The following is a 12507-nucleotide window of genomic DNA, read 5'->3' on the forward strand; positions in this document are numbered from 1 at the left end:
GCGGGATCTGGCGCACGCTCGGTGGTCGGTTTCGGCCCGGTCGGCAGTGCTTTTCGGCACGGTCGGCGGTGGGTTCCGGCACGGTCGACGGTGTCAGCCGGGCGTGGGTGTCCAGTCGAGGTCGGGCGACGACGCGTGCGCCCAGAAGCGACGCGGGATACGACCGGCGTGCCGGGCGAGATGCCCGGCCTCGACCGCGCGCGCCATCGCGGTCGCCATCGCCACCGGGTCGTCGGCGCGGTTGACCGCCGACGCCAACAGCACCGCGTCGCAGCCGAGCTCCATCGCCAGGGCCGCGTCACTGGCCGTGCCGATGCCTGCGTCGAGCACGATCGGGACCGACGCCGCGGCCACGATCATCTCGATGTTGTGCGGGTTCGCGATCCCCAGACCGGTCCCGATCGGTGAGCCGAGAGGCATCACCGCCGCGACCCCCGCGTCCTGGAGCCGGGCGGCGAGGATCGGGTCGTCGTTGGTGTAGGCGAGCACGGTGAACCCGTCGGCGACGAGGTCGTCGGCGGCGTCGAGCAGCTCGATCGGGTCGGGCAGCAGCGTCCGGTCGTCGCCGGCGATCTCCAGCTTCACCAGGTCGGTCCCGAGCGCCTCGCGGGCGAGCTGAGCGGTGAGCACCGCCTCGGCGGCGGTCCGCACCCCGGCCGTGTTGGGCAGGATCTCGATGTCCAGAGACCGCAGCAGGTCGACGACGCCGCTCGAGCCGCCCTCCCCCGCGCGCCGCATCGCGACCGTCGTCAGCTGTGTCCCCGACGCGACCAGCGCGCGCCGCAGCAGGTCGTGGTTGGCGGCGCCGCCGGTGCCCATGATCAGGCGCGACGAGAACTCCCGACCGCCGATGACGAACGGCCGAGCCGGGTCACCCACCCTGCACCGCCGTCAGCACCTCGATGCGGGCGCCGGCGGCGACGCCGTCATCCCAGGTGGACCGCGGTCGCACGCTGCCGTCGACGGCCACCGCCACCCCCTGGTCCGGCAGGTCGAGCCGCGCGAGCAACCCGGTGACGGTGATGTCGGCGTCGACGTCGTGGTCGACGCCGTTCACGGTGACGGTGATCAAGCGAACCTCCCGGGGTCGAGGGTCTGCGACCAGCGCTCGTCGGGCCGGTCGTCGAGGATGCCGACGGCGATGTCGGCGGTCAGCGGCGCCAGCAGGATGCCGCCACGTCCGTGACCGGCCGCGACGACCGTCCGCTCGTCGACCCGACCGACGAGCGGCAGCCCGTCCGGGGTGAGCGGCCGGAAACCCGCCCCGACCTCGTCGAGCCGGTACTCGACCAGCCCCGGCATGAGGTCGGTGACGTCGCGCAACAAGTCGCCGACACCGCCGGCGCGGGGCGCGGTGTCGTGGCGGTCGGACACCTCGTACTGCGTCGCGCCGACCACGACCCCGTCGGGGCGCGGGACCACGTAGACCGGTCGCCCATGCCACCGCGCCCGCACGACGACCGTCGGCGGGGGCGGCGCCGTCGGCGGGCGACGCAACCGCAGCACCTCGCCCTTCTCGATCCGTATCGGCGTCGACGGGACGAGGGCGGGCAGCCACGCGCCGTTCGCGACGACGACCTGGTCCGCGTCCAGCGCGGACAACTCGGTGACGGTGTGGCGGCACACGCGGACGCCCACCTCGGCACACGCATTCGACAGCGCCGCGAGGACCGCCCGGTTGTCGACGGCGCCCTCGCCCGGCACGAGCACTCCCCGACGGACGCCCGCCAGACCCGGTACTCGCGAACGCACGTCGGAACCGGCGACCGTTTCGACGACGGCGCCGTGTGACGCCGACCAGTCCACGACCGCGGTCAGCTCGGCGAGATCCGACCGGTCGGCACCCACGAGCACCGTGTCACGCGCGACGACGACGTCGGGCGCGTCGAGATCCTCGACGGCCTCCGCCCAGCGGTGCGATGCCTCGGCGGTCAGCGCGAACGCCTCGTCGTCGCCGAAGCGCGCCTCCCCGACCACGCCCAGCATCCCGGCGGCCACCTGCGAGCCCGACGCGGCACGACCGTCGTCGACGAGGGTGGTGCGCCACCCGGCGCGCGCGGCCCGCCAGGCGATCGCGGACCCGACGACGCCGCCACCCACGACGGCGAGCGTCGGTGACGATGGAGCGAGACCCATGGCGGTGGAGAACCTTCCTTCGCCGGCATTACCCGGATCAGGTGTGACGGTCGGCGACGGATGGTGTCGCGATCTCAGCCCGGCCGTTCCCCGAGCCCCCGTGTGTGTCGGTTCGCCAGCCTACTCGCCGACGATCGGCCACTACGGTGGCTGACCGTGGACCTCCGCGCACGACTTGACGACGCCCGGCTCTACCTGTGCACCGACGCCCGCCGCGAGCGCGGCGACCTCGTGGAGTTCCTGGACGCCGCGCTGACCGGCGGTGTCGACATCGTGCAGCTGCGTGACAAGGGATCCGTCGGCGAGCGGGAGTCCGGTGCGCTGGAGGCCCGGCAGGAACTCGAGATCCTCGCGACCATGCGCGACGTCGTCGACCGCCACGGCGCGCTGCTCGCCGTCAACGACCGCGCCGACATCGCCGCCGCGGCAGGCGCCGACGTGCTGCATCTCGGACAGGACGACCTGCCTCCGTCGGCCGCGCGCGGGATCGTCGGGCCCGACGTGATCATCGGCCGGTCGACCCATGACGCGCCCCAGGCCGACGCCGCCGACAGCGACCCGGACATCGACTACTTCTGCGTCGGACCGTGCTGGGCGACGCCGACGAAACCGGGTCGCGCGGCGGCCGGCCTCGATCTCGTCGACCACGCCGCCGACACCGCCCGTCGGCTGCCCTGGTTCGCGATCGGGGGCATCGACGCCGACCGCACGCCGACCGTGCGCGACCACGGCGCCCGGCGGATCGTCGTGGTGCGCGCGATCACCGCAGCGCAGGATCCCGAGGCCGCGGCGCGGCGACTACGGGAGATCGTGCTTGCCGACGGCACGGACCCGGGTCTAGCCTGATCGCACCATGACACGCGCACTCGTAGTAACCCGCCGCAGCGGGGTCTGACACGACCGACCCCCCGTCTGCGGGTCGTCAGCGCGCTCTCTCTCCACTCGGTCACCCTCTCCCCGCGCCGCGGCGCGATGACAGAAGACCATCGTCATGACCACACTTCTCGACCACCGGTCCACCACCGCTCCCTGCGCGTCCGCGCACTTCCCGGGGCTGCTCCCTCGGGCTGTCCGCGCCGACGCCGACGCCCTCAGCTGGGAGTCGTTCTCTGCGACCTACGCACCCGACGGGGGCACACGCCTCGGCAGCTGGCACGCGACGTCCACCCGCAACGACCTCACCGAGTACCACGCGACGATCGCGACCGCGGACCGCATCTGGTCCCTGCGGGAGACGGCGACCGGGCCGCTGGCCGCGGTCACCGCGATGCTCCACGCGACCGGGGTCTGTGTGGAGATCACCGGGCTGCACCAGCAGCGGATCGGCGCGCAGACCGCGATGCTCGTCGAGGTCGAGCGCGACGGCCGCCGCGCCTGGGGCCTCGGGATCGACGACGCCGGGGACCGGGCCGGGGTGATCGCGCTGCTGCACGCCCTCGACCGCACGGCCTGAGCTACAGCGTGCGGAGCCGATCGCGCAGGGTCGGCCAGGCGCGGGCGAAGGCGGGGTGCAGGGGCAGGGTGTCGACGGTGTCCTCGCCAACCCATCGCAGTTCCGTCGACTCGACGTTGGCGACCGTCGACAGCGGTTCGGGCACCTCGGCGATCACCGTCGTGTAGGTCCAGCCGCCGGGCGCGGTGTGCGTGACCACCTCGTCGCGGACGGTGAGCGCCGCGGGGGCGATGCCCGCCTCCTCCCCTGCCTCGCGGACCGCGGTGTCGACGGCGGTCTCGTGGCTGTCGCGGGCCCCACCCGGCAGCGCCCACGTCCCGCCCTGGTGCGACCACAGCGCCCGGTGCTGCAGAAGCACCGCCCGACCGCCGCCGTCGACGGGCGCCCGCAGCAGCAGGCCCGCCGCGCCGTGGAGACCCCAGTAGCGGGCCCCGTCCGGGTCGAACACCCAGCCGTCTCCGTCTCCACGCACGCTCGCCCGGCCTCCCTCACCATCGCGGGCCGTCGACAGCAGGCGGCCCTGCGAACCCACGGTAATGACCCCGCGCGGGTTTAGAGTCGACCACAACCGCACGCACGACCCGGCGGCGGTGGTGAGGCGACGAAAGAGGTACCGGTAGTGACCGGCGACGCGGCGTTCCTGCGCTCCCGGCTCACCCGTGGCGGCGAGGACCACCTGACCCCACGACGCGGCGACCGGGCACCGCGTCTCACCCGCGACGAGCGTCGCGAACTCCTCACCCTCGCGCGCGAGCAGGCACGGTCGCCGCTGGCAAGTGTCCGTCGCCTGGCCGGCACCACCCCGGGGCGGCTGCTCCTCATCACCGCCCTGCTGGTCCTCGTCACGCTGGTCAGCGGGTGGTACGCGTCGGTCTCCCTGGACGCCCGCACCGCCGCCCTGCGGCAGACGATCACCGACACCGAACCGATCGCCGAGTCGTCGCAGATCCTCTACAGCAATCTCTCCATCGCCGACGCCGCGGCGAACGCGGCGTTCATCTCCGGCGGTCTGGAGCCCGCTGCGCTGCGCGACCGCTACGCGAACGCGATCGCCACCGCATCCCGCGCGCTCATCGAGGCCGCGGGCGGGACCGCTGCGGAGAACGACGCGGTGCGCACCGACCTCGGGACCCTCGCCGAGGAGCTGCCCGTCTACACCGGACTCATCGAGTCGGCGCGCACCAACAACCGTCTCGCGAACCCGGTCGCGTCGGCGTATCTCGGTGAGGCGTCGAACCTCATGCAGACGACGATCCTGCCCGCCGCGGAACGCCTGTACGCGGCGCGGACGGCGGCCCTCGCGGACCCGCAGAACCGCTTCACCGACCCGCCCTGGCTCGTCTACAGCACGCTCGCGGTGGTGCTCATAGCGCTGATCGCCACCCACCGGTACCTCTCGCGGCGTACCCGACGCCGGTTCAATCTCGGTCTCGTCGCGGCGATCGTCGTCACGGTCATCGCGATCCTGTGGGTCCTGGTCGGCTCGTTGCTGTCGGTGTCCTCGGTCGACACCGCCGAGCGGCGCGGCGCCCAGCCTCTGCAGGAGCTCACGTCGGCGCGCATCCTTGCCCAGCAGGCACGGTCGTCGGAGACGCTGTCGCTGGCACGCCGAGGCGACCAGGACGCGCTGCAGCGGCAGGTCGGGCGTGCGTTCGCCCAGATAGACACCGCGCTGAACGACTACCGTGACCGCGTGGGCGACGACTCCGACCGGACCATCGTCGCGCGTGCGCAGAGCGCCCTCGGCGCGTGGCGGGACTCCCACCAGGCCGCGATCGACATGTCGTCCTCCGGTGACATCGCCGGTGCCACGGCCATGGCCGTCGGCGCGGCACCCAACGGCGCGGCCGCGGCCTACACCGCGCTCGACGAATCCCTCATCGACGGCATCCGGTCGACCCGGACCACGTTCCGCGACGACATCAACACCGCGCGCGTCGAGATCGGTTACGCCGGGACCGGCGCCCTCGTCCTCGCCGTGATCGCCGCCGTCGTGACCGTGCTCGGGATGATCCCCCGCATCCGGGAGTACCGGTGAGGTCCCGCACCGCGCGGAGCAGGGTCCTGGCGGTGCTGGTGCTGCTGCTCACCGCGGTGACCGCGGCAGCGTGCATCCGGGCGCCGGCCCCACCGGAGGAGCCACCCACCGCCGAGGCCCTGACCCCGACGCCGCCCGGCCTGGTGACCAACGCCCCACGCGAGTCGGTCACCTCGCAGTCGTGCGACACCGGGAGCCTGCGTCCCACCCCGCTGCCGCCCGTGGGGCAGATGCCCCGGGGGTCGACGATGGAGCAGATCTTCCAGCGCGGTCGGCTCATCGTCGGCCTCGACATCGGGTCGAACCTGTTCAGCTTCCGCGACCCCATCACCGGCGACATCCAGGGCTTCGACGTCGACATCGCCAAGGAGATCGCACGGGCGATCTTCGGTGACCCGAACCGCGTGGAGTACCGGATCCTCACCTCCGACGACCGCATCACCGCCCTGCAGGACCGTGACGTCGACGTCGTCGTGAAGACGCTGAGCATCACCTGCGACCGTCAACAGGAGATCGCGTTCTCGACGGTCTACTACGAGGCGAGCCAGCGCATCCTCGCGCTGCGCAACTCCACCATCACCTCCGCGGCCGACCTGGCCGACAAGCGGGTGTGCGCGGCACGGGGCACGACGTCCATCGCCCGGCTGCAGGCGCAGGTGCCCAGCGTGCGCATGTCGACGGTGTCGACGTGGGCGGACTGCCTGGTGGTGCTGCAGCAGGGCGGGGTCGACGCGGTCTCGACCGACGACGCGATCCTGGCCGGTCTCGCCGAGCAGGACCCCTACGTCCACGTGGTCGGCGCCAGCCTCGGTGACGAACCGTACGGCGTTGGCATGAACAAGGATTCACCCGATCTGGTCCGGTTCGTCAACGCCGTGCTGGACAAGATCCGCGCGGACGGGACGTGGTACGAGATCTACAATCGGTGGCTCTCCATCCTGGGGCCGGTCTACTTCCCGCCCCAGCCGCGATACCGGGACTGAGAGCGAGGTGACTCAGCGCGTGCGACACGACGACCATGCCGACGTGGCGACGCAGGCCGCCGTCCCCGACCTCGACGTCGCGACCCAGGCCGCGGTCCCCGATCTCGACGTGGCCACCCAGGCGGCCGTCCCCGACGTCGGCACCCTCGCCGCCGACGTCGCGTCGGACACCGACCAGACCACCGACGACGCCGGCACGCGGGTGCCGCCGAACGCACAGGCACTGACCAGCCGTGTGACGCGCAAGCGCCGTCGACTCGGCACCGGGCTCGTCGACGTGACGTGGGTCCGCGACATCGAGCCCGACGACGCGGTGATGGAGAACCCCGTCATCCCCGAGTCCAAGCGCAAGTGCTGGCAGTGCGGTACCGATCTGACCGCCGAGGACCTGCCGCTGACCGGGTCGTGTCCGAACTGCGGGGTGCGGTACTCCTTCGTGCCGGGTCTGGCACCGGGCACCATGGTTGCCGACCAGTACGAGATCCGCGGGGCCATCGCCCACGGTGGTCTTGGGTGGATCTACCTCGCCGTCGACCGCAACGTCGCCGACCGCGCCGTCGTCCTCAAGGGCCTGTTGAACTCGAAGGACCGCGAGGCGCAGGCCGTGGCCTTCGCCGAGCGACAGTTCCTCGCCGCGGTGTCGCACCCGAACATCGTCAAGATCTTCAACTTCGTCGAGCACACCGACGACCACGGCAACACCTTCGGCTACATCGTGATGGAGTACGTCGGCGGTGCGACGCTGAAGTCGCTCACCGCGCCGAGCGGGGAGTCGGGCGAACGGACACAGATCCCGCCCGAGGAGGCCATCGCCTACGTCCTCGAGATCATGCCCGCGGTGTCGTACCTGCACTCCGCGGGTCTGGTGTTCAACGACATCAAGCCGGAGAACATCATGATCGGCGGGCAGGAGGTCAAGCTCATCGACCTCGGTGCCGTCTCGGCGGTCAACGGCTACGGACACCTCTACGGCACGCCCGGTTTCCAGGCACCCGAGATCGTGTCCACCGGGCCTCAGGTCGCCACCGACGTGTACAGCATCGGCCGCACGCTCGCGGTGCTCGCCGTCGACATGCCGATGGAGAACGGCCGCTACCTCGACGGCCTGCCCTCGGCCGAGGAGTCACCGGTGCTGGCGGAGAACGAGTCGTTCCGTCGACTCCTGTTGCGCGCCACCGACCCCGACCCCGAGGAGCGGTTCGCCTCGGCGGACGAGATGACCGGTCAGATGGTCACCGTGCTCCGCGAGATCGTCGCACGGCACACCGGCGTCCCCCGTCCCGCGCTGTCGGCGGTGTTCACCCCGCAGCGCACCACGTTCGGGACCGACCTCATGCTCGGTCCGGTCGACGGCTTCTTCGACCCGGTCAACTCCGAGACGTTCCTCGACCCCGACGACATCGCGGCCGCACTGCCCGTGCCGCTGGTCGACCAGTCCGATCCCGCTGCGGGACTGCTGACCTCGGCGGCCCTGTCGGAGCCGAACCAGACGCTCGACACCATCCGCTCGGCGAAGCAGGACGGGCTGTCGTCGCTGATCGGCACCGATCCCTCCGACGACCACCCGTCCCTCGAGGTCGACCTCGCCGAGGCCCGTGCCTACATCGAGCTCCGAGACGTCGACACCGCGCTGGGCCTGCTCGACATCACCGCGCGACACCACCAGCACTCCTGGCGCATCGAGTGGTACCTGGGGCTGTGCGCCCTGATCAACGGCGAGGCGCAGCTCGCACACGACCGGTTCTGTGCGGTGCTCGCGGCCATGCCCGGCGAGGTCGCGCCCAAGCTCGCCGTCGGGGCCACCGCGGAGCTGATGGGCCGATGGCTGCGTGCCGAGTCCAGCGACGACGCCCGCGACCTCGCCGACCGCGAGGCGCAGGTGGCCCGCTGGTTCCGGATCGCGCGTGACGAGTACTGGACACTGTGGCAGACCGATCGCGGCATCGTCACCGCCGCATTCGGACTGGCCCGCATGCGGTTCGTCGTCGGTGACATCGCGGGCACCGTCGCGGCGCTCGACGAGGTCCCCGCCACCAGTCGCCACTTCAACACCGCCGCGTGCACCGCGGTGCTCGCCCTCGTGCACGGCCGCCCACCGGAGGCCGTGACCGGTGATCAGCTCCGGGAGGCGGCGCGCCGGTTGGCCGCGATGCCCGAGACCGAGCCGCGCAAGCCGCGGTTGTCGATCATGGTGCTGGGAACCGCGTTGGGCTGGTTGGCCGTCCACCCCGACCGCGCCTCGGACGGGATCAGCCTGCTGGGGTTCCCGTTCACCGAGCACGGTCTGCGCGAGGGCCTCGAGACGTCGCTGCGCCGCCTCGCCCGGTCGACCGTCGACCGCAAGCAACGCTTCCGCCTCGTCGACCTCGCCAACGTCATCCGACCGCGGACGTTGTTCTAGATCGCCGACGGGCTCAGGTGAACAGGAGCTTGCCGATCTCGGCACCCGCCCGCTCGATCTGCGGCAGCTCCGACTTCGACCCACTCGCCGCGAGCACCCCACCTCCGGTGCTGCGGAAGAACACGCCGTTGACGTGCGCACTCAGGAACAGCACGACCGACGCGACGAGCAGGACCAGACCGAAGAGCACTCCGATGCCTCCGAATCCACTCGCGAACCCTCCGCTGAACAACATGAGCGCGAACAAGGCACAGCCCACGGCGTAGACGATTCGCGACGTGGACGTCGCCGTTCCCGACGAGATCTGCGAGACGTGGCGTAGCGGGATCTCGCGCTTGATGTACCCGTGTTCGATGAATCCGAAGATCACGTGCGGTGTGTGCACCATGACGCGCCGATCCGTCACTACGACGGTGGTCTTGATGTGCGACAGAAACATTCGGGGCGTGAACTGCTGCTCGAAGCGGACGACTTCATCGGACTGCAGTTCGGGCCGGGAGAGCGAGGTGGTCATGTGGTTCCTTTCACGACGATCTGATGCGGTCAATCTGTGTAGACGGTCGTGCCCTCCGCGGGGGCGGTACGGCTGATCATCTTCGCGAGGCAGTGGTCCCGGTCGAAACCGTTCGACCGACACCACCCCACCGCCGCCGCCGGATCGGGGAACGACTGGTCGGTGACGGTCACGAGCAGACCGGGCGAGGTGAAGACGCTCCATTCGTCGCTCTGCAGCAGTCGGGCACCGCCGAATCTCGCTGCCAGCTCGGCGAACTCCGCGAGTATGGACTTGCTGTCCCAGACGCGCCCGTCTGCCACGAGGCCCGCACGTTTCGAGCTCAGTTGCGCAACCCACCGGCCTTCGTCCTGTGCAGCGACGACGTCCCGATCGGCGGCCACCCGCGCCGCGAGCCCTGCCGCCGCACTGGACTCGGTGTCCACGCCGGCGGGGGCGAGTTGTGTCGAAGCAGTGAGTCGCACGGCGCTCGGGTCAGCAGCGGGAAGGTAGGTCACGGTTCGCGGGCTCACCTGCGTCACGGCGACCACGGCGGACTGGAGATCGGCGGTCGCGTCGGGCAGATCGAAGTAGGAACCCGGCGGGAAGACGAGCTCGACCTGCCGCGGCGTCCCCGTCAGGGCCACCGGCGTCGAGGACAGGTCGAACGACGCTGCCGCGACGAGTCGGGATCCCTCGGTCACGACGACTCCGGTCTCGTCCGACGACAGGATGTCCCCACCGGTACAGGGTGTCGACATGGTCGCATCCAGGGTCAGTCCATCCCCGCCCGGTGCGATGGTCGCCGGCCTGACCTGAGGTCCCGCGCCGCACGTCCCGACGCTGGAGGACGACGCGCCCTCCGCGTCGGCCGCCTCGGGCGGGACCACGCCCGGCGACGCGGCCGAATGCTGCCCCCACGGCGCCTCGGATGAGAGCCACCAACCACCCGTCGCGATCGCGACCACGACGACCGCGACCGACACCACGGCGATCAGTCGCACGCGCATCGTGTCGTCTCGACCGGGTGCCGGCAACTGACTGGTCGCGGGAGACGCGGGGCGCGCCGCGACCTGTGGCGACACCACCGCGTCACGGGTGATGGGTGACGCCTTGACGAGAGAGACCGACTCGGCGGCGCCGGCGCCGGCGCCCGGCGGCAACGGGTCGACCGGTCGCCACGTCATCCAATCGAGGAGGAGTTCGCCCGAACTCGGACGCCGATCTGCTTGCGTCACCGGACCTCACTGGAACCACATCGACACCCGGAGGCAGGCGCGCGATTCCGGTGCACATGTCTAACACCGTCGTCGCCCGGACGGCGTCACACGTTCGGACGAACCTGTCGAGGCAGAACCACTCGCGTCGACGGACGGTTGCCCATCACCGGCCCGGTCAGGACGACAGCGCCGCGGTGATGCTCTCCCGCACAGCGCGGTTGGACTCGTCCCGGTCGACGGCGGTGATCTGGCCCGGCCACTTGCGGTACAGCAGACCCGGTTCGGACCGGTGACGTCCCACGCACTGCGCAGACAACCGCGCCAGCAGCGCCACGTCCTCGCTGCGGGGAAGAGCCGTGTATCCGCCCGCGGCCCAGAACAATCGGCGCCGCACGGCCAGGGTGCACACGTGCACGTCGAGCGTCTCCGATCGACGCCACTGCTCGACGATCTCACCTCGGGCGATGTCGCGGTCACGCCCGCCCGTCGCGAAGGCCCGGGTCGTCCCGTCGGGCAAGAGGTCTAGGGCCTCCGAGGTGCACCAGCCGTAGCGCGGATCGCTCAGCGTCCGGACGTCGGCGGCGAGCGCCCCGGGCAGCAGGACGTCGTCGGCGTCGAGGTTGCGCAGCACCGAGCCGGTGGAACGGGTCGCGGCGACGTTCCGGCACAGACCCGGTCCGCCCGGTCGACCTGAGTGGACGACCGTGATGCGCGGATCGTCGGGCAGTTCGAGATCGATCACCCCCGGCGGACCGTCCACGCAGACGATCCACTCGAGCTCGACGCCTGCCGGGAGTCGCTGCGCGACGACCGATTCGACCGTTTCCGCGAAGTGGTCGGCGACATCGGGTCCGAGTGCGGTGAGCACGCTGAGCACCGATATCACATGAGCAATGGTAACGACTTCGGTGCGACTCCGCTGGTCAGGCCTCGACGACCGACTCGCACACGAAGCGGCGCACCGTCCCCGGCACCGTGGCCCGACACATGGTGTACACCGGCTCGGCCGAGAGCTCCGCCCGTACGGTCACCGCGAGCGCCGGACCGTCGCCGCCGTCGAGGGTCACCCGGGTGACGCCGTCCCCGGCGTGGACGGCCAGCGGCCGCCACGCGTCGATGCGATCGTCCCCGGTTCGCTCGCGGGCGAAGTGCTGCGCGGCCTGCACCTCGTGGGTGAGGCAGGTCCGGCCCCGTAGATGGCGACCGTCGACCCGACCCTTCTGGTACAGCCGCACCAGCTCGACGGCGTCGGTGGTGTCGACCCGTCCGTACGACAGCCCTTCGGGCAGTACCAGCATCGTCGCCGCGAAGCGGTCGCCGCCGAGATGCGAGCACTCCCAGGTCTCTTCGGGGAACGCGGCGGCGAGGGCCGCGGTGGCAGCGCGTCCGCGGACCGCGCAACAGCGGTCGTGTTTGCCGTGCGCGCAGACCGCGACGAGCGGCCTCTCGACCGGGTCTGCGGCGGCGCCGTCGAGTGGGATGTCGAGGTACGCCTCGGGGCGGTCGACCTCACCGCCGACGATGGTCGACTCGTCCAGGCGGGTGTCGGCGATGAACCACCGCCACCGGCGTGTCCCGGGACGGCGTCCGTGACGACGGATGGCGACGATGCGCATGGACGCGGCCTCGGCGCGGCGGACGATCGCCAGCCCGAGCGCCGGGTCGATCACCGACGGCGACTCGATGAAGGCCGACGGACCCCACGGCCCGCACAGTTCGAGCAGCAGCCATCGACCGCCGGCCGATGCCGTCGCGAACATGGGTTCGTCGGCGGACAGGGAGC

General features: G+C 71.4%; 13 protein-coding genes. 5 read left to right on the plus strand and 8 right to left on the minus strand.

Annotated features, from left to right (window positions below; translation table 11 throughout):
- Window positions 1-93: 93 nt before the first annotated feature.
- Genes LX12_RS16645 through thiO form a run of 3 tightly spaced genes read right to left on the minus strand, consistent with a single transcriptional unit; the run spans window position 94 to window position 2136 of the window.
- A complete protein-coding gene (locus LX12_RS16645) occupies window positions 94-879 on the minus strand; it encodes a thiazole synthase (protein WP_308214027.1) in 786 nt (261 codons plus the stop codon).
- On the minus strand, window positions 872-1072 hold the full coding sequence (thiS, locus tag LX12_RS16650) for a sulfur carrier protein ThiS (protein WP_301284721.1): 201 nt from the start codon (window positions 1070-1072) through the stop codon (window positions 872-874). Before thiS ends, LX12_RS16645 begins: the two co-directional genes overlap by 8 nt.
- Window positions 1069-2136, minus strand: a complete 1068-nt coding sequence (thiO, locus tag LX12_RS16655; protein ID WP_253655697.1) for a glycine oxidase ThiO — start codon at window positions 2134-2136, stop codon at window positions 1069-1071. Before thiO ends, thiS begins: the two co-directional genes overlap by 4 nt.
- 156 nt (window positions 2137-2292) lie before the next feature.
- Here thiO and thiE point away from each other — a divergent pair, with 156 nt between their 5' ends.
- Window positions 2293-2982, plus strand: coding sequence for a thiamine phosphate synthase (gene thiE / locus LX12_RS16660; protein WP_253655698.1), 690 nt, complete (start codon window positions 2293-2295; stop codon window positions 2980-2982).
- A gap of 145 nt (window positions 2983-3127) precedes the next feature.
- A complete protein-coding gene (locus LX12_RS16665; RefSeq protein WP_253655699.1) occupies window positions 3128-3589 on the plus strand; it encodes a 2-isopropylmalate synthase in 462 nt (153 codons plus the stop codon).
- Between the two features lies 1 nt (window position 3590).
- On the opposite strand, the gene LX12_RS16670 is transcribed toward LX12_RS16665, so the two are convergent.
- A complete protein-coding gene (locus tag LX12_RS16670; RefSeq protein WP_253655700.1) occupies window positions 3591-4061 on the minus strand; it encodes an NUDIX hydrolase in 471 nt (156 codons plus the stop codon).
- A 147-nt stretch (window positions 4062-4208) separates the two neighbouring features.
- Between LX12_RS16670 and LX12_RS16675 the strand changes: the two genes are divergently transcribed.
- Genes LX12_RS16675 through LX12_RS16685 form a run of 3 tightly spaced genes read left to right on the plus strand, consistent with a single transcriptional unit; the run spans window position 4209 to window position 9011 of the window.
- The gene (locus LX12_RS16675; RefSeq protein ID WP_253655701.1) at window positions 4209-5627 is read left to right on the plus strand and encodes a GlnX family signal transduction membrane protein; all 1419 of its coding nucleotides are present in this window, start codon (window positions 4209-4211) and stop codon (window positions 5625-5627) included.
- Window positions 5624-6610 carry a glutamate ABC transporter substrate-binding protein gene (locus LX12_RS16680; protein ID WP_253655702.1) on the plus strand — a complete coding sequence of 329 codons (987 nt, stop codon included), beginning with the start codon at window positions 5624-5626 and terminating at the stop codon, window positions 6608-6610. The genes LX12_RS16675 and LX12_RS16680 overlap by 4 nt, the downstream gene beginning before the upstream one ends.
- A 19-nt stretch (window positions 6611-6629) precedes the next feature.
- Window positions 6630-9011: a serine/threonine-protein kinase gene (locus LX12_RS16685; RefSeq protein ID WP_308214028.1), complete on the plus strand. Its 2382-nt coding sequence runs from the start codon at window positions 6630-6632 to the stop codon at window positions 9009-9011.
- 13 nt (window positions 9012-9024) lie between these two features.
- On the opposite strand, the gene LX12_RS16690 is transcribed toward LX12_RS16685, so the two are convergent.
- The 4 genes from LX12_RS16690 to LX12_RS16705 all read right to left on the minus strand — a co-directional run bounded on the left by LX12_RS16690 (window position 9025) and on the right by LX12_RS16705 (window position 12484).
- The gene (locus tag LX12_RS16690; protein ID WP_253655704.1) at window positions 9025-9525 is read right to left on the minus strand and encodes a hypothetical protein; all 501 of its coding nucleotides are present in this window, start codon (window positions 9523-9525) and stop codon (window positions 9025-9027) included.
- 29 nt (window positions 9526-9554) lie between these two features.
- Window positions 9555-10742, minus strand: a complete 1188-nt coding sequence (locus LX12_RS16695; protein WP_253655705.1) for a hypothetical protein — start codon at window positions 10740-10742, stop codon at window positions 9555-9557.
- A 157-nt stretch (window positions 10743-10899) separates the two neighbouring features.
- Window positions 10900-11610, minus strand: coding sequence for a glycosyltransferase family 2 protein (locus LX12_RS16700; protein WP_253655706.1), 711 nt, complete (start codon window positions 11608-11610; stop codon window positions 10900-10902).
- Between the two features lie 37 nt (window positions 11611-11647).
- Window positions 11648-12484: a ferredoxin family protein gene (locus LX12_RS16705; protein ID WP_253655965.1), complete on the minus strand. Its 837-nt coding sequence runs from the start codon at window positions 12482-12484 to the stop codon at window positions 11648-11650.
- Between the last annotated feature and the right edge of the window lie 23 nt (window positions 12485-12507).

It is taken from the genome of Williamsia serinedens (genome assembly GCF_024171725.1).
In the GTDB taxonomy this organism is placed as follows: Bacteria; Actinomycetota; Actinomycetes; order Mycobacteriales; family Mycobacteriaceae; genus Williamsia_A; species Williamsia_A serinedens.